General features: G+C 64.1%; 19 protein-coding genes and 1 pseudogene. 2 read left to right on the top strand and 18 right to left on the bottom strand.

Annotated elements, in window-relative coordinates:
- Window positions 1-139: 139 nt before the first annotated feature.
- From paaZ to paaF, 15 genes and pseudogenes are all read right to left on the bottom strand, one after another.
- Window positions 140-2,194 carry a phenylacetic acid degradation bifunctional protein PaaZ gene (gene paaZ / locus LOY26_RS12975; RefSeq protein WP_258714864.1) on the bottom strand — a complete coding sequence of 685 codons (2,055 nt, stop codon included), beginning with the start codon at window positions 2,192-2,194 and terminating at the stop codon, window positions 140-142.
- A gap of 24 nt (window positions 2,195-2,218) precedes the next feature.
- Window positions 2,219-3,451, bottom strand: a complete 1,233-nt coding sequence (locus LOY26_RS12970) for an OprD family porin (protein ID WP_186653316.1) — start codon at window positions 3,449-3,451, stop codon at window positions 2,219-2,221.
- Between the two features lie 32 nt (window positions 3,452-3,483).
- Window positions 3,484-5,052, bottom strand: a pseudogene (locus LOY26_RS12965) (cation acetate symporter); the annotation flags it as partial.
- Window positions 5,043-5,351, bottom strand: a complete 309-nt coding sequence (locus tag LOY26_RS12960; RefSeq protein ID WP_012314487.1) for a DUF485 domain-containing protein — start codon at window positions 5,349-5,351, stop codon at window positions 5,043-5,045. The gene LOY26_RS12960 and the pseudogene LOY26_RS12965, both read right to left, overlap by 10 nt.
- Window positions 5,352-5,433: 82 nt before the next feature.
- Entirely contained in the window at window positions 5,434-6,510 is a 1,077-nt protein-coding gene (gene paaE / locus LOY26_RS12955; protein WP_095064473.1) for a 1,2-phenylacetyl-CoA epoxidase subunit PaaE, read from the bottom strand.
- 15 nt (window positions 6,511-6,525) lie between these two features.
- On the bottom strand, window positions 6,526-7,059 hold the full coding sequence (gene paaD, locus LOY26_RS12950) for a 1,2-phenylacetyl-CoA epoxidase subunit PaaD (RefSeq protein WP_033697907.1): 534 nt from the start codon (window positions 7,057-7,059) through the stop codon (window positions 6,526-6,528).
- Window positions 7,046-7,804, bottom strand: coding sequence for a 1,2-phenylacetyl-CoA epoxidase subunit PaaC (gene paaC / locus LOY26_RS12945; protein WP_258714863.1), 759 nt, complete (start codon window positions 7,802-7,804; stop codon window positions 7,046-7,048). The genes paaD and paaC overlap by 14 nt, the downstream gene beginning before the upstream one ends.
- An 8-nt stretch (window positions 7,805-7,812) precedes the next feature.
- Window positions 7,813-8,094, bottom strand: a complete 282-nt coding sequence (paaB, locus tag LOY26_RS12940) for a 1,2-phenylacetyl-CoA epoxidase subunit PaaB (protein ID WP_004374528.1) — start codon at window positions 8,092-8,094, stop codon at window positions 7,813-7,815.
- Between the two features lie 25 nt (window positions 8,095-8,119).
- Entirely contained in the window at window positions 8,120-9,109 is a 990-nt protein-coding gene (gene paaA, locus LOY26_RS12935) for a 1,2-phenylacetyl-CoA epoxidase subunit PaaA (RefSeq protein WP_033697905.1), read from the bottom strand.
- Between the two features lie 303 nt (window positions 9,110-9,412).
- A complete protein-coding gene (gene paaK / locus LOY26_RS12930; protein ID WP_039603753.1) occupies window positions 9,413-10,732 on the bottom strand; it encodes a phenylacetate--CoA ligase PaaK in 1,320 nt (439 codons plus the stop codon).
- Window positions 10,733-10,838: 106 nt separating this feature from the next.
- A complete protein-coding gene (pcaF, locus tag LOY26_RS12925) occupies window positions 10,839-12,059 on the bottom strand; it encodes a 3-oxoadipyl-CoA thiolase (protein ID WP_258714862.1) in 1,221 nt (406 codons plus the stop codon).
- Window positions 12,052-12,507: a hydroxyphenylacetyl-CoA thioesterase PaaI gene (gene paaI / locus LOY26_RS12920; protein ID WP_012314480.1), complete on the bottom strand. Its 456-nt coding sequence runs from the start codon at window positions 12,505-12,507 to the stop codon at window positions 12,052-12,054. Before paaI ends, pcaF begins: the two co-directional genes overlap by 8 nt.
- Window positions 12,500-14,017 (bottom strand): 3-hydroxyacyl-CoA dehydrogenase PaaH, encoded by a 1,518-nt coding sequence (paaH, locus tag LOY26_RS12915; protein ID WP_258714861.1) that lies wholly within the window; start codon window positions 14,015-14,017, stop codon window positions 12,500-12,502. The genes paaI and paaH overlap by 8 nt, the downstream gene beginning before the upstream one ends.
- A 1-nt stretch (window position 14,018) precedes the next feature.
- Window positions 14,019-14,810, bottom strand: a complete 792-nt coding sequence (gene paaG, locus LOY26_RS12910) for a 2-(1,2-epoxy-1,2-dihydrophenyl)acetyl-CoA isomerase PaaG (RefSeq protein ID WP_186665347.1) — start codon at window positions 14,808-14,810, stop codon at window positions 14,019-14,021.
- A 37-nt stretch (window positions 14,811-14,847) separates the two neighbouring features.
- Window positions 14,848-15,621 carry a 2,3-dehydroadipyl-CoA hydratase PaaF gene (paaF, locus tag LOY26_RS12905; RefSeq protein WP_047583186.1) on the bottom strand — a complete coding sequence of 258 codons (774 nt, stop codon included), beginning with the start codon at window positions 15,619-15,621 and terminating at the stop codon, window positions 14,848-14,850.
- A 346-nt stretch (window positions 15,622-15,967) separates the two neighbouring features.
- Between paaF and paaY the strand changes: the two genes are divergently transcribed.
- Both paaY and paaX read left to right on the top strand, forming a co-directional pair.
- Window positions 15,968-16,567 (top strand): phenylacetic acid degradation protein PaaY, encoded by a 600-nt coding sequence (gene paaY, locus LOY26_RS12900; protein ID WP_047583185.1) that lies wholly within the window; start codon window positions 15,968-15,970, stop codon window positions 16,565-16,567.
- Between the two features lie 77 nt (window positions 16,568-16,644).
- Window positions 16,645-17,568, top strand: a complete 924-nt coding sequence (paaX, locus tag LOY26_RS12895) for a phenylacetic acid degradation operon negative regulatory protein PaaX (protein ID WP_186653285.1) — start codon at window positions 16,645-16,647, stop codon at window positions 17,566-17,568.
- A gap of 1 nt (window position 17,569) precedes the next feature.
- Here the strand turns inward: paaX and LOY26_RS12890 are convergent, their stop codons facing one another.
- The 3 genes from LOY26_RS12890 to LOY26_RS12880 are packed head-to-tail and all read right to left on the bottom strand — an operon-like array spanning window position 17,570 to window position 21,481.
- Entirely contained in the window at window positions 17,570-18,475 is a 906-nt protein-coding gene (locus tag LOY26_RS12890; protein WP_258714860.1) for an amino acid ABC transporter substrate-binding protein, read from the bottom strand.
- The gene (gene potE / locus LOY26_RS12885) at window positions 18,472-19,812 is read right to left on the bottom strand and encodes a putrescine-ornithine antiporter (RefSeq protein ID WP_186653278.1); all 1,341 of its coding nucleotides are present in this window, start codon (window positions 19,810-19,812) and stop codon (window positions 18,472-18,474) included. The genes LOY26_RS12890 and potE overlap by 4 nt, the downstream gene beginning before the upstream one ends.
- A 13-nt stretch (window positions 19,813-19,825) precedes the next feature.
- The gene (locus LOY26_RS12880) at window positions 19,826-21,481 is read right to left on the bottom strand and encodes a mechanosensitive ion channel family protein (protein ID WP_186665330.1); all 1,656 of its coding nucleotides are present in this window, start codon (window positions 21,479-21,481) and stop codon (window positions 19,826-19,828) included.
- Between the last annotated feature and the right edge of the window lie 124 nt (window positions 21,482-21,605).

Below are 21,605 nucleotides of genomic sequence, written 5' to 3'. Positions count from 1 at the left end.
CAGGCGGGCCCAATACAGGAGTGAGAGGCGAAGCCATTGACCACCCCTCATGAACTCAGAGCGACCAGCGCCGGGGGAGGTCAGTCCGATAGCCGCACGCCCTGACCAACGGTAAAGCGCGGCTACCCTTGGCCCGCGCTCAATCAGGCTTCTTCAGCACCAAGGTGAGAATGTCGTAACTCGCCACCAGCTCGCCCAACTGGTTGGTCACCTCGACGTCCCACGCCACCACACCTTGCGGCTGCCCCAGCGGGCTGGTCTTGCCTTGGTCGATCTTGCGCTTGCAGGTCAGGCGCGCCTGAATCGTGTCGCCGATACCCACTGGGTTGATGAAACGCAAGGTGTCCAGGCCATAGTTGGCCAGCACCGGCCCAGCGCCGGGGGAGACGAACAGGCCCGCCGCCGCCGACAGCACGAAGTAACCATGGGCGATACGCTTGCCAAACTGCGACTCCTTGGCGGCGATCTCATCGAAGTGCATGTAGAAGTGGTCACCTGACAAGCAGCCGAAGTTGACCAGGTCCGCTTCGGTCACGGTACGCCGGTGGGTGAGCAGTGATTCACCGATACGCAGGTCCTGGAAGTAGCGGCGGAACGGATGCACTTCGCTTTCGATTACCTCGGCACCGCGTACATACTCGCCCGTCACGGCGCTGAGCATGCTCGGCGAGCCTTGCACTGCGGCGCGCTGCAGGTAGTGCTTGACCGCACGCAGGCCACCGAGCTCTTCGCCACCACCGGCACGCCCAGGGCCGCCGTGCTTGAGCTGGGGCAGCGGCGAGCCATGGCCGGTGGACTCCAGCGCGGCTTCGCGGTCCAGCACCAGCAGGCGACCATGCCAGGCGGCGGCGATTGGGATGGCCTTGGCGGCAACGGCTCGGTCGGCGGTGACCAGGGTCGCCACCAGGCTGCCCTTGCCGCGGGCAGCCAAGGCCAAGGCTTCGTCAAGGTCGTCGTAGGCCATCAGCGTGCTGACCGGGCCGAACGCTTCGATATCGTGGGCACCGCCTTCGGCATGCGGGTCGCGCGCCTGAAGCAGGGTCGGTGCAAAGAACGCCCCTTCGGCAACGCCCTCGCCACGCGGCGCGAACCCGTCACTGGCGCCGAACAACTGGTCGCAGCTCTGCAGCAGGCTGCGGACCCTCTCACCAACGTCACGTTGCTGATCATGGGAAGCCAAGGCACCCATGCGCACGCCCTCCAGCGAAGGGTCGCCGACCACCACCTTGCTCAAGCGCTCGCGCAGGCGGGTGGCGACGGCGTCGATGTGCTTGGCCGGTACGATGGCGCGGCGGATGGCGGTGCATTTCTGCCCGGCCTTGGTGGTCATTTCACGCACCACCTCCTTGATGTACAGGTCGAACTCTTCGCTGTCCGGGGTTACGTCCGGGCCGAGGATCGCGCAGTTCAGCGAGTCCGCCTCGGCGGTGAAGGGCACCGAGTTGCGGATCAGGTTCGGCGTGACACGTAATTTGGCTGCGGTATCGGCGGAACCGGTGAAGGTCACCACGTCCTGGCCCTGCAGGCGGTCGAGCAGGTCGCCGGTGCTGCCGATCACCAGTTGCAGGCTGCCGGCCGGCAGCAGGCCCGACGCGTGCATCAGGCGCACCACGGCTTCGGTCAGGTAACTGGTGGATGTGGCGGGTTTGACAATGCACGGCATGCCGGCCAGGAAGGTGGGCGCGAACTTCTCCAGCATGCCCCAGATGGGGAAGTTGAACGCATTGATATGCACGGCGACGCCAGCACGCGGCACCAGGATATGGCTGCCGGCGAAATGGCCTTGCTTGCCCAATGGTATCGCCGGGCCTTCGTGCACCAGGTTGCCCGAGGGCAGTTCGCGGCTGCCGATGCCGGCGTAGGCGAACAGCGTGGCATTACCGCCTTCGATGTCGATCCAGCTGTCGGCGCGGGTGGCGCCACTGTGGTGTGACAGGGCATAGAGCTGCTCTTTGTGCTCGGCCAGGTACAGCGCCAGGGCCTTGAGGCAGGCTGCGCGCTGCTGGAAGTCCATGGCCATCAGTTCGGCCAGGCCACGGGCGCGGGCAAAGTCCACGGCTTCGGCGAAGTCTGGGCGTTCTTCATGGCTGTAGGCCAGGACATGGCCGTTCAAGGCGCTGCGCAGGGCCTGGGCGCCGTGCTGTCCGATCCAGCGGCCAGCGATGAAGCTCTGCAGGGTTGGGGCGTCAGACATGCTGTTCTCCTCTTGAGGGCGCTGTTACCACAGCGCCAGGGTGTAGCCGATGATCAGGCGGTTCTCGTCCACGGCATTGGTCAGGCCATTGCCGGAGCGGAAGGTGACGTTGCGCCAGCGCAGGCTGACGTCCTTGAACGGGCCGCTCTGGATGACGTAGGTGAGGTCGGTGTCGCGCTCGCGCTCACGGCCGTTGCTGACGGTTGCGGTCTCGGCGTGGCGGCCGTCGGTGTAGCGGGTCATGAAACTCAGGCCAGGGATGCCCATGGCGACGAAATCGTAGTCATAGCGCACCTGCCACGAATCGAGCCCGGCGCGGGTGAAGGTGTTGTAGGTCACCAGGTTGACGGTGAACGGGTCGCCGCCGTTGACGAAGGGGAAGGCGCTGTCGCCGGACATCTGCTGCCAGGTGGCAGTGAACTTGTGCGCCCTGACGCCGAGGGTGAACATGGCGTTGAAGTTGCGGTTGTCGATGTTGCCGGCGCGTTCGGCGCCATCATTGCGGCTGTCGAAGTACCGCAGGTCGCTGCGCAGGCTCAGGCCTTCGCCCAGCGGGCGGGTGTCGACCAGGCCGACGAACTGCTGGCGGTAGATGTCTTCGAGCTTGGCGTAGTAGTAGCTGACGCTGGTCTGCGGGGTAATGGCGTAGCTGCCACCGCCGAAGTCCAGGTGGTCGCTGCTGGCGGCGCCGTAGCCGATGTCGTCGCGGCCGGACGAGTCGCGCAGGTTGGCCTTGGTCAGGCGCCCGGCGTTGACGGTCAGGCCGTCGAGTTCCTGGCTGGTCAGCAGGCCGCCCTGGAAGGTCGAGGCCAGCAGGCGTGTGTCGTTGTACACCACCACCGGTAGGATCGGCTGCAAGGTGCCCAGGCGCAGGGTGCTCTTGGACACGCGCACTTTACCGGTCAGGCCTAACTCACTGTAGTCATCGACAGGCTCGTGGCTGTTCGGGCCAAACGGCAGCAGGCCGGTGTTGCGGCGGTCACGGCTGCTGTCGAGCTTGACGCCCAACTGGCCCATGGCATCCACGCCGACGCCTACCGGGCCTTCGGTGAAGCCCGATTCCAGGCGGGCAGTAAAGCCTTGGCCCCATTCCTCGGCCTTGGCCTGCGGCGCATTGCTCTGGCGGAAGTCGCGGTTGATGTAGTGGTTGCGCAGTTCCAGGCGCGCATGGCTGTCGCCGACGAAGTCCGCCATGGCCGGCAAGGGCAGGGCGAGCGTGGCAAGCCAGGTGAGGCAAGAGAAGCGAGTGCGGTTCATTGTTGTTGTACCCGACATGGTTGTTCTCGAAATCAGTGCTTGCTGGCGCCGGCGGCGCCAATACCGGTCATGGAGCGAATGAACTGCGCCAGGTAGCGGCCACGTTCTTCGGTGGCCCGCGCCGAACTGTCGGTGACCGAGAACACCCAGGCGCCGAGGAACGCCAGGCTCATCGAGAACAGCGCCGGGTTGCTGTAGGGGAACAGTGCCTGTTCGTTGTGCAGCACGTTGACCCACACCGCCGGGCCCAGTACCACCAGCACGACGGCCGAGAACAGCCCGGCCATGCTGCCGCACACCGCGCCGCGGGTAGTCAGGCCCTTCCAGAACATCGAAAGCAGCAACACCGGGAAGTTGACCGACGCGGCCACGGCCAGCACCAGGCCGGAGAGGAAGGCGATGTTCTGCGACTCGAACACCAGCCCGAGCACCACGGCCAGCAGGCCGATCACCAGGGTGGCGATACGCGAAACCCTCATCTCTTGCTGCTCGGTTGCCTGGCCTTTGCGCATCACACAGGCATACAGGTCGTGGGACACCGCCGACGCACCGGATAGCGCCAGGCCAGCCACGACCGCCAGAATGGTGGCGAAGGCCACGGCAGAAATGAAACCGAGGAACAGGTTGCCACCCACCGCCTGGGCCAGGTGCACCGCGACCATGTTGCCGCCGCCGATGATCGCGCCCGCTGCATCGCGGTAAGACGGCTCGGTGCCGACCATGACGATGGCGCCGAAGCCGATGACGATCAGCAGCAGGTAGAAGTAGCCAATGAAACCGGTGGCGTAGAACACGCTCTTACGCGCTTCCTTGGCATCGCTGACGGTGAAGAACCGCATCAGGATATGAGGCAGGCCCGCCGTGCCGAACATCATGCCCAGGCCCAGCGAAATCGCGTCCACCGGGTTCGACAGCAAGCCGCCCGGCGCCATGATTGCCTGGCCCTTGGCGTGCACGGCAACGGCACTGGCAAACATCGCCTCGGTGCTGAAGCCAAAGTGCTTGAGCACCATGAAGGCCATGAACGTGGTACCGCTGAGCAACATCACGGCCTTGATGATCTGCACCCAGGTGGTGGCGAGCATGCCGCCGAAGGTCACGTAGGCGACCATCAGCACCCCGACCAGCATCACCGCATACAGGTAGCTGATACCGAACAGCAGCTCGATCAGCTTGCCGGCACCGACCATCTGCGCCACCAGGTACATCAGCGCCACGACCAGGGTGCCGAACGCCGACGTCAGGCGCACGGGGGTTTGAGCCAGGCGGTAGGACACCACATCGGCAAAGGTGTACTTGCCCAGGTTGCGCAAGCGCTCGGCAATCAGGAACAGGATGATCGGCCAACCCGCGAGCACGCCCAAGGCGTACAGCAAGCCGTCGTAGCCGTTCATGAACATCATTGCCGAAATGCCCAGGAACGACGCGGCGCTGATCATGTCGCCGGCGATCGCCAGGCCGTTCTGCATGCCGGTCAGGCCGCCGCCGGCGGTGTAGAAGTCACTGGCCGAACGGGTCCGCAATGCGGCCCAGCGGGTGACCAGCAAGGTGAAGCAGACGAACACCATGAACATCGAGATGGCGGTCCAGTTCATTGCGCGCACTCCTGCTTGACCTTGTCGTTGAGCGGGTCGAGCACGTTGTTGGCGCGGTGCACGTAAATGCCGGTGAGGGCGAACGACAACAGCACCATGAGCACGCCCACGAGCATGCCGACGGTGGTCACGCCACCGCTGAGCGACTGGCCGAGGGTGCTGGGCGAGAACGCCACCAGCAGGACGAAGCCGTAGTAGATCACCAGCATGGCCAGGGTCAGGCTGCCGTTGAGGCGGCGCTTGCGCCGGACCAGGTGCTGGAAGTCGGGGTGGTTGGCGATGCTTGCGATGCGTTCGGGGGTCATGGGTCAGCGATCTCTTGGTGTTGTAGTTGTTTTTTGTGAGGTCACACGGGTGTTGCATGCGGTGTTGTAAAGCGGCGCGGGTTTACAACTGGTCGAAGTCGAGCACCACCTTGTCGCTCACCGGGTAGGTCTGGCACGACAGCACATAGCCCGCCGCCACTTCGTAGTCTTCCAGCGCATGGTTGCTATCCATCTCTACCTCGCCCTCGATCACCCGGCACTTGCAGGTGGAGCACACGCCCGCCTTGCACGAGTAGGGCAGCTCGGCGCCAATGGCATTACCGGCGTCCAGCACGTTCTGGCTGTTGCGCGGCAGGTCGAACGACAGGGCGCGGCCATCGCTGATCACGGTGATATGGCTGAGCGCCGAATCCACCTGGCGCGCCGCTTCACGGGCCTCGCGGCGTGCTTCGCTGCCGGCGGCGGCAAACAGTTCGAAATGGATGCGCTCCTTGCCCATGCCGTTGGCCTGCAGGCTGTCACGCACGGTTTCGGTCATCGCCTGGGGGCCGCAGATGAACGCCGCGTCCAGCGTGGTGACGTCCAGCCAGCGGGCGAACAGTTGGCCGCACTTGTCGGCATCGATCCGGCCGTTGTACAGGTCGACATCCTGCTGTTCGCGGCTGAACACGAAAATCAGGTTCAGGCGGTCCAGGTAACGGTTTTTCAGGTCTTCGAGCTTGTCGCGGAACAACGCACCGGAGCTGGAGCGGTTGCCGTACAGCAGGGTGAAGCGGCTGTGCGGCTCACTGGCCAGGGTGGTGGCGATGATCGACAGGATCGGCGTGATGCCGCTGCCTGCGGCCACGCCCAGGTAGTGGCCATGACGGGCAGGGTCCAGCGGTACGTGGAAACTGCCGGACGGCGGCATCACTTCCAGTTGCTGGCCAGCCTTGAGCACGTCATTGGCAAAGGCGGAGAAACGCCCGCCCGGCACGCGCTTGACGGCTACCCGCAGCTCGCCATCCTGAACCGCGCTGCAGATGGAATACGAGCGGCGTACTTCCTCGTTGTCCAACTGGGTACGCATGACCAGGTACTGGCCCTGGGTAAAGCTGAATTGCGCCTGCAAGTGCTCAGGCACGTCGAAGGCGATGGATACCGCGTCGCGGGTCTCGTTACGCACTTGCTTGATGGTCAGGCTGTGAAACTGGCTCATGGTGTTCTCCACGGCTCAAATGCATTTGAAATAGTCGAACGGCTCCAGGCACTCGCGGCAGCGGTACAGCGCCTTGCAGGCCGTGGAGCCGAACTGGCTGAGCAGTTCGGTGTGGGGGCTGGCGCACTGCGGGCAGCACACCTGGGGCGCTTCACCGAGCAAACTGCGCTTGCTGGTGCTGCCCTCGGGCGGTGCGATGCCGTAGGCGCGCAAGCGTTGGCGGCCCAGCTCGCTGATCCAGTCGGTGCTCCAGGCCGGGGTCAGCCGCCGCTCCAGCGCAGGGGCAGCGAAGCCGGCCTGTTGCAGCGCGTCACGGATGTCGGCCTCGATCACCTCGGTCGCCGGGCAACCGGAATAGGTCGGCGTGACTACCAGGTGCAGGTGGCCGGCGCGCCAGTCGAGGTCGCGGACGATGCCCAGGTCGACCACGCTGACTACCGGCACTTCCGGGTCCATGACCTGCTCCAGTACTTCCCAGGCCCGGGCCAGGTCATCGCCGCGGGCCGCACGGGCGCCGAGGTCGCTGGCAATCAGCTCACCAGGTTGCATCGGGGTAGGCCCGTGGCAGGAACTGCATTTCGGCCAGCAACAGCCCCAGGTGCTCGGTGTGCAGGCCTTTGCGGCTGTCCAGGTAGAAATGGCTGGCCGCCTTGGGCAGCGGCAGTTGCACCGAATCGAAAATCGCTGTCACCTGCTTGAGCCAGGCCGCACCGACGCTGGGCGGGTCGGCAGCAATGCCGGCCTCGGCCAGGCGCACTTCGTTTTCGCTGCCTGCCGTCAGTTCGACGGTGAAGCGCCACAGCGCGGGGATCGCATCGAGCATGCGCCGACGGCTTTCGTCAGTGCCGCCGCCCAGGCGCTGCACCCATTCGCCGGAGCGCCGCAGGTGGTAGGTGACCTCCTTGAGTGCCTTGGCGGCAATGCCGGCGATACGTTCGTCGCTGGACGCGGCCAGGCCCTGCAGCACCGCGTAATGCCAGGCGTCATAGAAGAACTGCTTGGTCATGGTCACGGCAAAGTCGCCATTGGGTTGCTCGACCAGCAGCAGGTTGCGGTAGGCGCGTTCGTCGCGACGCATGGCAAGGGCGTCGGCATCACGGCCGTCATCGAGCAGCTCGGCGGCGTACTCCAGCCAGTTACGGGCCTGGCCGACCAGGTCGAGGCCGACGTTCATCAAGGCCAGCTCTTCTTCGATGGCCGGCGCATGGCCGCACCATTCACAAAGGCGCTGGCCCTGCACCAGGGCGGTGTCGCCCAGTAGCAGCAAATACGGGATAAGCGTTTCTGTATGCATGGCCAACCTCACATGTGTCCGACTTCGTCGGGCAGTTCGTAAAAGCTGGCGTGGCGGTAGACCTTGTCGTCCGAAGGGGCGAACAACGGGTCTTTCTCGTCAGGCGAGGAGGCGGTGATCAGCGCCGAAGGCACCACCCACAGGCTCACGCCTTCGCTGCGGCGGGTGTACAGCTCACGGGCATTCTCGATGGCCATGGCGGCGTCGGCGGCATGCACGCTGCCGACATGCTTGTGGTTCAAGCCGTGCTTGCTGCGCACGAACACTTCGTAGAGGGTCCAGACAGACATTTTCGATCTCCGCATCAATCGCCGCTCAGGCGGCGTTCTTGTTCTGTTGCTTGCGCGCATAGGCCACGGCGGCCTCGCGCACCCAGGCACCGTCCTCGATGGCTTTGCGCCGGGTGGCGACACGCTCCAGGTTGCACGGGCCGTTACCCTTGATGACTTCGTAGAACTCGTCCCACTGGATTTCGCCGAAGTCGTAGTGGCCGCGGGCCTCGTTCCACTTCAGGTGCGGGTCGGGCGCGGTGCAGCCGAGCAGTTCGAGCTGTGGCACGGTCTGGTCGATGAAACGCTGGCGCAGTTCGTCGTTGGTCTGGCGCTTGATCTTCCAGGCCATCGACTGGGCGCTGTTGGGGGAGTGCTCGTCGCTTGGGCCGAACATCATCAGCGACGGCCACCACAGGCGGTTGATGGCGTCCTGGACCATGTCCTTCTGCGCCTGGGTGCCGTGGCGCATCATGGTCAGCAGCAGCTCGTAGCCCTGGCGCTGGTGGAAGCTCTCTTCCTTGCAGATACGGATCATGGCGCGGGAGTAGGGGCCGTAGGAGGTGCGCTGCAGCACCACCTGGTTGACGATCGCGGCGCCATCGACCAGCCAGCCTACCGCGCCCATGTCGGCCCAGCTCAGGGTCGGGTAGTTGAAGATGCTCGAGTACTTGGCCTTGCCGCTGTGCAGCTTGGCGATTTCTTCGTCGCGGTCGGCGCCGAGGGTTTCCATGGCGCTGTACAGGTACAGGCCGTGACCAGCTTCGTCCTGGATCTTGGCCATCAGTTGCAGCTTGCGCTTAAGGCTTGGGGCGCGGGTGACCCAGTTGCCTTCGGGCAACATGCCGACGATTTCCGAATGGGCGTGCTGGGAGATCTGCCGGATCAGGGTCTGGCGATAAGCCTCGGGCATCCAGTTCTTGGCTTCGATCTTGATCTCGGCGTCGATCTTTTCCTGGAAGTTGCGCTCTTCAGGCGACATCTCGTCTAGCGACTTGACGCGTTTTACACCGGTTTCGACTAGCTGTGCGTACATGTTCTGACTCCTGCCTCAGGGCTGGGTGGGGCATGAGTCATTTATAAGCGATACAAAACACAACATCAAACAGATTATTAGGTATCGGATAATATTTTTGTATCGGATTGCCGCAAAGAAGTGCCCACAGCGGCTGCTATGTGCTTGTCGGGAGATAGGGTGATGGCGGCTAGGTGCCTGTCTTGGGTTTGGAGGTGGGGCGGAGATCGAGCGCCGCGCGGGCGGCGCTCGATCTGATGGGCGCTGAAAATGCCAAGCCAAGCACCTGGCGGCCCCGAGGAAAAAGGATTCAGCGCTGAACGATCAGCCAGCCAAACGCTTGTCGTAAACGTGGCATGCTTTGCCTTCGGAGCGCTTGAGCGTGCCGCAAGGCTGCAGCCGCACGTGGGTGCTGATGCCGATGTAGGTCTTGATTTGCCTGCTCAGCTCAGCCACCACCAGTTTGCGCTGCGCCTCGTCGAGTGCCTGGCACTCGCCACGCAACTCCACATGCACCTCGACACTGTCCAGGTTGCCATTGCGATACAGGTGTATCTCATACAGCTCTGAAAGCTGTTTTATTTTAAGCACCTGCTCTTCGATCTGCGTGGGGAACACGTTGACCCCGCGGATGATCAGCATGTCGTCACTGCGCCCAGTGATCTTGCCGATCCGCCGCATCGGCCGTGCCGTACCCGGCAACAGGCGTGTCAGGTCGCGGGTGCGGTAGCGGATCATTGGCAGCGCTTCCTTGCTCAACGAGGTGAACACCAGTTCGCCCAGTTGCCCGTCCGGCAACACCTCACCGCTGACCGGGTCGATGATCTCGGGGTAGAAGTGGTCTTCCCAGATGGTCGGCCCGTCTTTGGTTTCCAGGCATTCCATGGCCACCCCTGGCCCCATGATCTCCGACAGGCCATAGATATCCAGGGCATTGATGCCCAGGCGCTGCTCGATCGAGCGGCGCAACTCGTCGGTCCACGGCTCGGCGCCGAAGATCCCCAGGCGCAGCTTGAGGTCGTGCGGGTCGATACCCTGGCGTTCGATCTCGTCAGCCAGGTTGAGCATGTACGAGGGCGTGACCATGATGATGTCAGGCTGGAAGTCACGGATCAGTTGCACCTGCTTCTCGGTCTGGCCGCCCGACATGGGGATCACCGTGCAACCGAGCCGTTCGGCACCGTAGTGCGCGCCCAGGCCGCCGGTGAACAGGCCATAGCCATAGGACACGTGCACCTTGTCCCCCTTGCGCCCGCCGGCCGCGCGGATCGAACGGGCGACCACGTTGGCCCAGGTATTGATGTCGTTCTGGGTATAACCGACCACGGTCGGCTTGCCCGTGGTGCCGCTGGAGGCGTGCAGGCGCACCACCTCTTCCTGGGGCACGGCGAACATGCCATAGGGGTAGTTGTCGCGCAGGTCGTTCTTGCCGGTAAAGGGGAACCTGGCGAGGTCTTCCAGCGCGGTAAGGTCGTCTGGGTGGGCGCCGCACTCGTCGAAACGCTGGCGGTACAGCGGTACATTGTCGTAGGCGTGCTTCAGGCTCCAGCGCAGGCGGTCCAGCTGGTGCTGGCGCAGCTCGTCGACACTGGCAGTCTCGATCGGGTCAAGCAGGGCGCGGTCGGCATCGTGGTACATGTTCATGGCTTCACTCGAATTGTTCTTGTACGTTGGCGCTAAGGCCTTGAGTGTCATGCGGGCAGCATACTGCCCGTGTCGTGTTCAGTCTCAGGCCATTGGTCTGATGTGCTCAGAGGCGCTCGATGACCAGGGCAATGCCTTGGCCAACGCCGATGCACATGGTGCACAAGGCGTAGCGGCCGCCGCGTTCTTCCAGCTCGTGCAGGGCGGTGGTCACCAGCCGTGCGCCGCTCATGCCCAGCGGATGCCCCAGGGCGATAGCGCCGCCATTGGGGTTGACGCGCTTGTCGTCGTCAGCCAGGCCCAGCTCGCGCAGCACTGCCAGGCCTTGGGCCGCAAATGCTTCGTTCAACTCGATGACGTCCATGTCGGCCAGGCTCAGGCCGGCCTGCGCGAGTACCTTGCGGGTCGCCGGGACCGGGCCGATGCCCATGATGCGCGGTTCGACCCCAGCGGCGGCCATGCCGAGGACCCGGCCGCGCGGCTTCAGGCCATGGCGGCGGGCCGCATCAGTGCTGGCCAGCAGCAGGGCGCAAGCGCCGTCGTTGACGCCTGAAGCGTTGCCTGCTGTCACGCTGCCGCCTGCACGGAACGGCGTGCCGAGCCTGGCCAACTGGTCCAGGGTGGTGTCGGCGCGCGGGTGCTCATCATGCTCGACACGCTTGGCCGGGCCTTTGCGCTGGGCGATCTCGACCGGGACGATCTCCCGTGCCAGCCGGCCCCGGGCCTGGGCGGCGGCCGCCTTGTGCTGGCTGCGCAAGGCGAAAGCGTCCTGGTCTTCGCGCGAAATACCGAACTGCGCGGCGACATTCTCGGCGGTCTCGGGCATCGAGTCGATGCCGTACTGCGCCTGCATCAGTTTATTGACGAAACGCCAGCCGATGGTGGTGTCGAACAGCTCGGCGCTGCGGCCGAAGGCTTGCTCTGACTTGCCCATGACGAAGGGTGCCCGCGACATCGACTCGACGCCACCGGCCAGCATCAGCCCGGCTTCGCCGCAGCGCAGGGCGCGGGCGGCGCTGCCGACGGCATCCAGCCCGGAACCGCACAGGCGATTGAGGGTGGTGCCCGGCACGGCATCGGGCAGGCCGGCGAGCAGGCTAGCCATGCGTGCCACGTTACGGTTGTCTTCGCCCGCCTGGTTGGCGCAGCCGAGGATCACGTCATCAATGGCGGCCCAGTCGAGTTCGGGGTGGCGGGCCATCAGCGCCCTGATCGGCACGGCCGCGAGGTCGTCGGCGCGCACGCTGCTCAGTGCGCCGCCGTAACGGCCGATTGGCGTGCGCACGGCGTCGATGATCAACGCCTGGTCGAAGGTCTGGTCAGTCATCCTGGGTCTCCTGCGGCAACACCGTGCCGCGCACTTTGTAGGATTTTCCGTGGAACAGGGCAATCAGTTCGCCACGCTGGTTTTCCAGGCGTACGTCATACAGGCCCGTGCGGCCCTTGCGGGTGATTTCGCTGGCGGTAGCGGTGAGCACGTCCTGCTCGAAAGCCGGTGCCACGTAGTCGATGCTGCAGTTCAAGGCCACGGTCGCTTCGTCGTAGCTGTTGCAGGCGAAGGCAAACGCCGAGTCCGCCAAGCTGAACAAGAAACCACCATGGCAGCTGCCGTGGCCCTGAATCATGTCGGCGCGCACCGGCATGCTCAGGCGGGCCTGGCCGGGGCCGACGTCGAGCAGCCGAGCGCCCAGGGCCTGGGTGGCGCGGTCGCGGGAAAACATTGCATCGGCGCAGGCGCGTGCCAGTTGCTCGGGGGTACGTTGGGCTTCAGTCATGCAGTCGGCCTCCTTGGGCATGCACGCGGCGCAGCAGCAGCGAAGGGCGGTAGCGGGTCTCGCCGTAGCAGCGCTGCAGGTTGTCCAGCACGCGCAGGGAGTAGCCGATGCCGATCTGCTCGGCCCAGGCCAACGGCCCGCGCGGGTAATTGACCCCGGCGCGCATGGCCAGGTCGATGTCGGCTGCCGAGCCTACGCCTTGCAGCACGGCATCGGCAGCTTCGTTGGCGAGCGTGGTGACGGTGCGCAACACCACCAGGGCCGGCAGATCGGCGACCAGGCAAACCTTCAGGCCCGCCTGGCGCAGTAACGCTACGGCCTGTTCGCGCGCCTCGCGGGTGGTGTCGGGACAAGTGCTGATGGCAATCCGTTCGGCCTTGTTGTAGTCCAGCGCGAGGTCCACCAGCACCAGGTTGCGCAACCCATCTTCACGCGCGCGTTGGCTGGCCAGGCGGCCGTCAGACAACGCCAGGGTGGCATCACCTACCCGCAGCAGGCCGCTGCCCGGGCGCTCGGTGACCTGGATGCCGCAGGCCTGGATGCGCTGCAGCAAGGATTGCATCACGCCCAGGCTGCCTTCGACCACGCAGCACTCGACACGCGCCGCACTTTGCACCTCGGCGGGCTGCGGCCGCAGCGCACCTTCGCTGTAATCGTAGAAACCCTGGCCGCTCTTGCGCCCAAGACGGCCGGCATCCACCAGCTCTTTCTGTACCAGCGAGGGCTGGAAGCGGAAGTCACCATAAAAGGCGTCGAACACCGAGCAGGTCACGGCGTAATTGACATCGTGGCCGATCAGGTCGGTCAGCTCGAAAGCGCCCATGCGGAAACCACCGGCGTCACGCATCAGCGCATCGAGGCTCGCGCAATCAGCGGCGCCTTCCTGGTACAGGCGCAGGCTCTCGGCGTAAAACGGCCGCGCCACCCGGTTGACAATGAAGCCCGGCGTCGAACGCGCATGCACCGGCTGCTTGCCCCAGGCCATGGCCGTGTCGTACAGCGTGGCGGCCAAGGCGGGGGCGGTGGCCAGGCCTGAGACGACCTCGACCAACGCCATCAACGGCGCAGGGTTGAAAAAGTGCATGCCGATCACCCGTTCGGGCCGCCGCAGGCCGGCGGCCAGGCTGGTGATCGACAGCGATGAGGTGTTGCTGGCCAATATGCAGCTGTCGCTGCACAGGGCTTCGAGCTGCTGCAAGAGTGCCTGTTTGACCTGCAGGTTTTCGACGATCGCTTCGATTACCAGCTGCGCATCGGCCAGTGCTTCGAGCGTTTCCACGGGCTGCAGGCGCGCGCTGATCGCCTGGCGTGCGGTAGCGTCGAGCTTGCCTTTTTCGACCAGGCGGCCGAGCTGGCGGTCGATGCCTTGCACGGCCAGGGCCGCAGCGCCTGGGCGATTGTCATACAGGCAAACCGGATGCCCCGCCTGGGCGGCCACCTGGGCGATGCCGGCCCCCATCGCACCGGCGCCGATCACCGCGACCTGGGCGTTACCGTTAAGTGCACTCATGTCAGCACCCCTTGAAGGCCGGTGCGCGCTTGGCCATGAACGCCGCGACGCCTTCGCGGTAGTCCTCGCTGCGCCCGGCCAGGCGCTGCAGGTCACGCTCAAGTTCGAGCTGCTGGTCAAAGTGATTGTCGTAACTGGCGTTAAGCGCACGCTTGATCAGGGCCAGCCCGTAAGTCGGCTGGGTCGCCAGCTGGCGGGCGAGGGCCAGCGCCTCGTCACGCAGTGCGGCGTCGTCGACCACCCGGTGGATCAGGCCCCATTGCTCGGCTTTTTCCGCACTCAGGCGTTCACCGAGCATGGCTAGCGCCTTGGCCCGAGCCATGCCGACCAAGCGCGGCAGTTGCCAGGTACCACCCGAGTCCGGCACCAGGCCGATCTTGCAGAACGCCTGGATAAAGCTGGCCGAGCGGGCCGCAAGCACCAGGTCACAGGCCAGCGGAATGTTCGCGCCCGCACCGGCCGCCACGCCGTTGACCGCGCAGATGACCGGCATCGGCAGGTCGCGCAGGGCCCGCACCAGCGGGTTGTAGAACGCCTCGATGGACTCGCCCAGGTCGGGCACTTGCGCGCCAGGCGCGACGTTGCGGTCAGACAAGTCTTGCCCGGCGCAAAAGCCACGCCCTTCGCCAGTCAGCAGCAACACGCGTACCTGCGGGTCTTGGCGTACCTGCTTGAGCGCCTCGCGCACTTCCTTGTGCATCTGCGTGTTGAAGCTGTTCAGCTGGTCAGGCCGGTTCAGCGAGAGGAGGGCGACACCGTCCTCGATGGAAAACAGGATGTGCTCGAAAGCCATGACAGGCTCGCTCCGTCAGTCGGTAGGGAAGAGGGGGTTACTGGCCCAAGAAGTGCGCCGGGCGTTTTTCCTGGAAGGCGCGGATGCCTTCGTCGCGGTCGACGGTACCGGCCAGCAAGGTGAACGCGTGGCGTTCAAAGCGCAGGCCGGTGGCCAGGTCGGTGTCCCCGGCCTTGAGCAGGGCTTCTTTGGCCAGGCGCACGGCCAGCGGTGCCTTGCGGGCGATGCTGGCCGCCACTTGCAGGGCGCGCTCGACGGCAAGCTCGGGCTGCGTCAGCTCGCTGACCAGGCCGGCCTGCTGGGCCTGCCGGGCGGTGATCGGCTCGCCGGTCAGAACCATCTGCATGGCCAGCGGCTTGCCGACCGCGCGCAACAGGCGTTGTGTGCCGCCCGCACCGGGGATGATGCCGAGGTTGATTTCGGGCTGGCCGAAGCGTGCGTCTTCGCCGGCGATGACGATATCGGCGCACATCACCAGCTCGCAGCCACCGCCCAGGGCGAAGCCGTTGACCGCTGCAATCAGCGGTTTGGCAAAACTGGCGATGCGCTGCCAATGGGCGACACGCGGGTCATTGAGGATGCCGACCAGGTCGCGCTCGGCCATTTCACGGATGTCGGCGCCGGCAGCGAAGGCCTTGCGGCTGCCGGTGAGCACTACGGCGCGGGTTGCCGGGTCGCGCTCGGCACTTTCCAGCTCGGCCGCAAGCTCGGCGAGCAGTTCGGTACACAGCGCATTGAGGGCTTCGGGCCGCTGCAGGGTGATCAGGCGGACGCCGTCCTCAGGCGCCTGCACAACGAGATAGCGAGGCATGTCGGTTTCCTCAGGCTGCACGCACGGCACGTGGGCCGGCATTTATTGGAATTGTCTGCAGGGGCAGGGGAAAACGCTGAGGCCTGCCCGGGTGAGGTCCAGTATATGCCTTATATGATACAGAACGGCAATAGCAAATATTGCATTACGTGTCCCTTAATGCGAGAAATTACTTCCAGTCAGGCCCGGGTTAGGCTTTTAAAGCCCAGCAAATACGCCATTAAAGTCAAGGTTTATGAGTTGGGAGGTGCACCTCGAAAAGCGATACAAAGAATCAGCAATTGACGGTTACATTTATCGTGATACATGATCGCCTCACTAACTGAATCATTTTGAGAGGTGTGACATGCCTTGCTATCGGCTGGACGGCCTGACCCCCGTGATCCACCCAACGGCGTACGTACACCCGACGGCCGTGCTGATCGGCGATGTGATCATCGGCCCGCAGTGTTACGTCGGCCCCCTGGCGTCATTGCGCGGCGACTTTGGCCGCATCGTGCTGGAGGAGGGTGCCAACCTGCAGGACACCTGCGTGATGCACGGCTTCCCGGGCGGCGATACGGTGATAGAGCGCCATGGCCATGTGGGCCACGGCGCGGTTTTGCACGGCTGCCGGATAGGCGCCGATGCCTTGGTGGGCATGAATGCGGTGATCATGGACGGCGCACACATCGCGCCACGCTGCATCGTCGGCGCCACGGCCTTCGTCAAGGCTGGCTTCGAATGCCCCGAGCAGAGCCTGGTAATGGGCGCGCCGGCACAGGCCAAGCGTACCCTCAGCGATCAAGAGGTCGCCTGGAAGCAACGCGGCACAGCCGAATACCAGCGTCTGGCCCAGCGCTGCAGTGCCGCCCTGGTCGAATGCCCGCCCCTGAGCGAAGTCGAAGCGCAGCGCCCACGCATGGGTGATTGCGGCTTTCGCCCCAAAGGCGAGGCGCAGGCATGAGCCTGGTGGTGACTGGTAATGGCCAGGCGGCACGGCGGGCAGGTATAGTCGGGGCTCCATCGGCTTACAGTTCCCTCATGAGCAGCCTTGCCCCCCTCAATACTTTGATCACCCGCTTCCAGGAGCAGACGCCGATCCGCGCGAGCTCGCTGATCATCACCCTGTATGGCGACGCCATCGAGCCGCATGGTGGCACGGTCTGGCTGGGCAGCCTGATCAACCTGCTGGAGCCGATCGGCATCAACGAACGGCTGATCCGCACCTCGATCTTCCGCCTGACCAAGGAAGGCTGGCTGACCGCCGAAAAAGTCGGCCGGCGCAGCTATTACAGCCTCACCGGCACGGGCCGGCGCCGTTTCGAAAAAGCCTTCAAGCGTGTGTACAGCGCGAGCCTGCCAGCCTGGGACGGCGCCTGGACGCTGGTGTTGCTGTCGCAGCTGGAGGCCAGCAAGCGCAAGGCCGTGCGCGAGGAACTGGAGTGGCAGGGCTACGGCGCCATCGCCCCGAACGTACTGGGCTGCCCGCGCGCTGATCGTGCCGACCTGGCGACCACCTTGCGCGAGCTGGACGCCACTGACGACAGCATCGTCTTCGAAACCCACACCCAGGAAGTACTAGCCTCCAAGGCCATGCGCGCCCAGGTGCGGGAAAGCTGGCGGATCGAGGAACTGGGTGAGCACTACAGCGAGTTCATCCGCTTGTTCCGACCGCTGTGGCAGGCGCTCAAGGAGCAGAAGGAACTCGATGCCCAGGACTGCTTCCTGGCGCGCACCTTGTTGATTCATGAGTACCGCCGGCTGCTGCTGCGTGACCCGCAGTTGCCGGATGAGCTGCTGCCTGGGGATTGGGAAGGCAGGGCTGCTCGCCAGTTGTGCCGTAACCTCTATCGGCTGGTGTGGGGCAAGGCGGAAGCGTGGCTGGGGACCGCACTGGAGACGGCAGATGGGCCGTTGCCGGATGTTAACGAGAGCTTCTACAAGCGGTTTGGTGGGCTGGGCTGAGTCAGGGCAACGCATAAACCTTGAACAACCGCCTGGCCGTGTCGCTCACACCGTCGAGGTATTTGACGTAGGCCTGCTCGATTTCGCCCGACCGGTACATCTCGCTCAGCACCGTATCGACCAGCAACCGGAAGTCATCATCGCCGCGCGCGATCATCAGCGAAACCGGCGCATATTCGTAGATTCGGTCGAGCAGCAATAGGCTGCCGTCCGGATAGCCCGACGCGATGTGGGTCTTGAGCAGGATACGGTCGGCAAAGAACGCATCGGCACCGTCCTCGGCCACGCGCCGTACGCCTTCCTCATTGCTCTTGACGCTAACCAAGGTCGCGATCACCCCAAGCAGCCGCATCTGCTCGCCAACCCACTGCTGCGTGGCACTACCCGCCAATACGGCATAGGTCTGCTTGGCCAGGCCCCGATTGACCGTGGCGCGCCAGGTCGGCCCGTCATGCGCCACCTCACCGTTGAGCGCCTTGAGTAACGGCTCAGGTGACTGCTTACGGACCACGGCCGAGAGCCCCGCGGTATACACCGGCAGCGAAAAGCTCACTGCTTTGCGCCGCTCCAGCGTCTGCGGGGTCGGCGTGCAGAGGATATCGACTTTGCCCGAGCTGACCGCAGCAACCGCTTGGATAATTTCCACGGGCTGAAACCGCACCTGCAACGCGGGTTGCTGCAGTTCGGATTTCACCCGTTCACTGATCTTCAGACAAAGATCAATGGCATAACCCTCGACGGTATCGCCGTTCAGGTCACTGAACGGTGCTGACCCAGGCAGGTAGCCCAGCGTCAGGGTATGACTGCTGCGCACCCGCTCCAGGGTATCGGCCCAGGAAACAACCGAAACACCAGAAAGCGCACCCGCCAGCAGCAGACGCAAAAGCTTCGCTGATAACGACTTCATTGCTCGCGCCCTCCGCTCAGGCCGTCAGTTGGCGAGTAGACAAACCGCTTGGCGAGAAACCCGTACAGCAGGTAGCCAAAGGCGAGCACCAGCAACCCGCCAAACAAAGCCTCCATGCCGCAGGCATACAGCGCGTAAAGCGAGTAGGACACGGCAATCAGCAGCACAACCAGGTTGCGCGAGTACACCGTTGGCGAGACGTTGGCCTTGTACATGATTACCAGTAGCCCGGTCAGCGCTGTCACGTAGGGGATCAGGTTGGTCACCGCAGCAAGGTTCACCAGCTTGCTGAACTGCGCACTGGCATTGGGTGAAATGGTCGAAACGGCCATTGCAGTCTGCAACAGGCCACAGACGATCATGCCAATAACCGGCGCCCCAAACCTGTTGAGCTTGCTAAACAGCTTGAGAAAGAGGTTCTGGTCGGCGGTCATCTTGGCGGTCTGGGCCAGGGTGAACTGCCAGCCCAGCAGTGAGCCGACACAGGCCATGACCGCCAAGGCCATGACAATATTGCCCACCAGCGGGCTGAACATCTTCGCGTAGACTAGCGCGAAAGGCGCTGACGCGTTGGCCAGCTCAGCGTTGGGGATGATGCCCTGGATGACCGTGGTCGAAAGCACATAGACCACTGCCGCCCCCAGGGTGCCGAAGAGGCACGCCAGCGGCACGTCGCGCTTCGGGTTCTCGACCGCATCAGACGCCTGGGCTGCCGACTCCATGCCGAGAAAGGCCCACAGGGTCAGCGGTATGGCCTTGCCGATGGCCTCGGAAAGCGGCAACGCATTGGGGTTCCAGGCGGCCTGGAGCAGGTCGGGCTTGAACCAGAACCAGCCGATGATACTCAGCCCCGCAACGGGGATGATGACACCCCAGACCGTGATCGCACCGATCTTGCCGGTGATGTTCGGGCCGCCAAAGTTGGCGACGATGGTTAGCCAGATCAGCCCCACGGTGCCGATGAACAGCGGCACGGCACCGGTACCCAACCAAGGCACGAACGCGGTCATGTAGCCCACCGCAGAAATTGCCACCGCGACGTTGGCGATCGCCAGCGACAGAAAGTACAGGTAGGAGCAGAGAAAGAAGCCTGATTTTGCGTGGGCTTCTTCGGTGTAGGCCGACAAGCCGCCAGAGCGCGGGCAGAAGATCCCGCATTGAGCAAAACAGTAGGCAATGGCCATCGAACCAATCGCGGTGAAGGCCCATGACAACAGCGACACTGCGCCCAGTTGCGCCATGTTGGTCGGCAGCATGATGATGCCCGACCCCATCATGTTGACCGTCACCAGCGTAGTAAGGCCCATCAGGCTCATCTTCTTGCGTGGGTCCGTCATCGCAAACTCCCTTTCAAGGCTTGCTGGCTGGCTGCGGATGTTCTGGCTTGGCAGGGTCGGCGTACCACTGCTCCCTTGGCACCCACTTGGCCTGCAATGGGTCGCCGAGGTAGTGGGGCGACATGATCTGCACGCCGTACTCGTTGAAAACGTCCTGGATATTGGCGTGCAGCAGGCTGAGGAGGAGGGCGCGTGGCCTGGGCTGCGACGGAACGGCCTGGGCCACTAGGCGGTACTCCGGATAAAAATCCGACAGCGCCGTCTGGAACACCTGGGGTTCGGGCTTTGCCAGTACGCCATCGGTACGCCTGGCCGCCTCCAGCAACATCGCTTCGACCTGCCGCCACGGTGTGTCGTAGCCGATGGTCACCACCGTATCGACCACATAGCCTGGCCCCTCGACGATGCGTGAGTAGTTTTTCGTCACGGTGCCCGTGATCATCGAATTGGGCAGCGTCAACACCTCGCCAAGGCCGGTGCGGATGGTGGTGGTGAACATACCCACCTCGGTCACCGTGCCCTCATAGTCGCCCACGCGCACGAACTCACCGGCGCGCAGCGTCCTTGTATAGGTGAGAATCAGCCCGGCCGCCGCCTGGCCGACGACACTGGTGGCACCGAGCGAAATCATCAGCCCGAGCAGTACCGACAGGCCCTTGAAGGCATCGGTGCCAGAGCCAGGTAGGTACGGGTAGGCCATCACCAGCGCAAACAGCCAGATCGCCAATGATGTCAGGCGCATGGTGGGCTGCAGGGTTTCTTCGTTGAGCCACTTCAACGTGCCCGGCCGTGCCATGCGCCGCAGCACCCGCTTGGAAAACGCGCTGATACCGCGGGCAATGAAGAAAATCGACAGGGCAACGGTAAGCCCGGGGATGGCGTGAAGGATGCCGCTGACCAGGTAGCTGACCAGCTCCATCAGGTAGACATTCAGGCTTTCGCCCCACGCCCGGGTGTAAGGGAACTGCGACAGCACGAAGCCCAGCCACTGGTAGCAGAGCAACAGCAACACCAGCCAGTACACCAACCACAGCGAACGATCGGCCAGGTAGTAGAGGTTCTGCAGGTCGAACAGGGGTGTTTGACCCACCCTGAAACGCTCGGAATGCTTGCCCATCAGCCTGGGCAGCAGCCCCAAAAGCTTTCGCCGCACACCTCGCGCGCCCTTGACCAGAAGCATGAACACCAAGGTGGCCGCAGCCGAATAGCCGACGGCATTAAGGAGAAAACGCACGCTGCGCGCCTGGCGTGTTTCCTCGACCACCAGGCGCAGGTTCTCTGCGGCCAGCTCGGCGGCTTCGCGCGCGGTGATATCGTTGGCGGCGGCGTCCTGCGGCGTGACAATGAACGCGCGCCGATCGCCCAGCAGTACCAGGTAACTGTTCAGGATAGCGTCGATTCTGATGCCTTGGTCATCTTCATCCTGCAACGCTTCTTCAATGGCCGACTTGGCCCGCAGTGCTCGAACCTGTGGTGTTTCACCCAGCAGGGTGGCACGAAAGACAAATACCGTGCGGTTGATGATCTGCAGTGCTGCAGGCTCAGGGGTGGCAGCATCGGCTGCCGTCGCCGAAGGCTCCAGGCCCTCTGCATGGAGGAGGGTTGAGCACAGCATCTGCACCGCCAGAGCCAGCCAACACACTTGCCTGAATCTACGCATGATCCTCATGCTTCGCTCCCCTGCGACCCGAGGTTGGGCTGCTTCCAGCATAGTCGGGTTTCTGGCCTGCCCGGTATCACCGACAGGTGACCATCAGCAATCTATAACGTCAATCGTGGTGCCCCTTATTAGA

Origin of the sequence: Pseudomonas sp. B21-047 (genome assembly GCF_024748775.1) — a bacterium.
GTDB classification, from domain to species: domain Bacteria; phylum Pseudomonadota; class Gammaproteobacteria; order Pseudomonadales; family Pseudomonadaceae; genus Aquipseudomonas; species Aquipseudomonas capeferrum.
Note: the sequence above shows the minus strand (reverse complement) of the source record. Positions and strands in the feature narration are given on the sequence as shown.

What these genes read in the sequence shown, in the direction of transcription:
- paaX (WP_186653285.1), top strand. Translation starts at nt 16,645, where the DNA reads ATGAGCAGCCTTGCCCCCCTCAATACTTTGATCACCCGCTTCCAGGAG.
- paaD (WP_033697907.1), bottom strand. Translation starts at nt 7,059, where the DNA reads ATGCAACCTGGTGAGCTGATTGCCAGCGACCTCGGCGCCCGTGCGGCC.
- paaH (WP_258714861.1), bottom strand. Translation starts at nt 14,017, where the DNA reads ATGAGTGCACTTAACGGTAACGCCCAGGTCGCGGTGATCGGCGCCGGT.
- LOY26_RS12970 (WP_186653316.1), bottom strand. Translation starts at nt 3,451, where the DNA reads ATGAACCGCACTCGCTTCTCTTGCCTCACCTGGCTTGCCACGCTCGCC.
- LOY26_RS12880 (WP_186665330.1), bottom strand. Translation starts at nt 21,481, where the DNA reads ATGAGGATCATGCGTAGATTCAGGCAAGTGTGTTGGCTGGCTCTGGCG.
- LOY26_RS12890 (WP_258714860.1), bottom strand. Translation starts at nt 18,475, where the DNA reads ATGAAGTCGTTATCAGCGAAGCTTTTGCGTCTGCTGCTGGCGGGTGCG.
- paaI (WP_012314480.1), bottom strand. Translation starts at nt 12,507, where the DNA reads ATGACTGAAGCCCAACGTACCCCCGAGCAACTGGCACGCGCCTGCGCC.
- paaY (WP_047583185.1), top strand. Translation starts at nt 15,968, where the DNA reads ATGCCTTGCTATCGGCTGGACGGCCTGACCCCCGTGATCCACCCAACG.
- paaZ (WP_258714864.1), bottom strand. Translation starts at nt 2,194, where the DNA reads ATGTCTGACGCCCCAACCCTGCAGAGCTTCATCGCTGGCCGCTGGATC.
- paaB (WP_004374528.1), bottom strand. Translation starts at nt 8,094, where the DNA reads ATGTCTGTCTGGACCCTCTACGAAGTGTTCGTGCGCAGCAAGCACGGC.
- paaK (WP_039603753.1), bottom strand. Translation starts at nt 10,732, where the DNA reads ATGAACATGTACCACGATGCCGACCGCGCCCTGCTTGACCCGATCGAG.
- pcaF (WP_258714862.1), bottom strand. Translation starts at nt 12,059, where the DNA reads ATGACTGACCAGACCTTCGACCAGGCGTTGATCATCGACGCCGTGCGC.
- paaE (WP_095064473.1), bottom strand. Translation starts at nt 6,510, where the DNA reads ATGAGCCAGTTTCACAGCCTGACCATCAAGCAAGTGCGTAACGAGACC.
- paaG (WP_186665347.1), bottom strand. Translation starts at nt 14,810, where the DNA reads ATGGCTTTCGAGCACATCCTGTTTTCCATCGAGGACGGTGTCGCCCTC.
- potE (WP_186653278.1), bottom strand. Translation starts at nt 19,812, where the DNA reads ATGACGGACCCACGCAAGAAGATGAGCCTGATGGGCCTTACTACGCTG.
- paaA (WP_033697905.1), bottom strand. Translation starts at nt 9,109, where the DNA reads ATGTACGCACAGCTAGTCGAAACCGGTGTAAAACGCGTCAAGTCGCTA.
- paaF (WP_047583186.1), bottom strand. Translation starts at nt 15,621, where the DNA reads ATGCCTCGCTATCTCGTTGTGCAGGCGCCTGAGGACGGCGTCCGCCTG.
- paaC (WP_258714863.1), bottom strand. Translation starts at nt 7,804, where the DNA reads ATGCATACAGAAACGCTTATCCCGTATTTGCTGCTACTGGGCGACACC.
- LOY26_RS12960 (WP_012314487.1), bottom strand. Translation starts at nt 5,351, where the DNA reads ATGACCCCCGAACGCATCGCAAGCATCGCCAACCACCCCGACTTCCAG.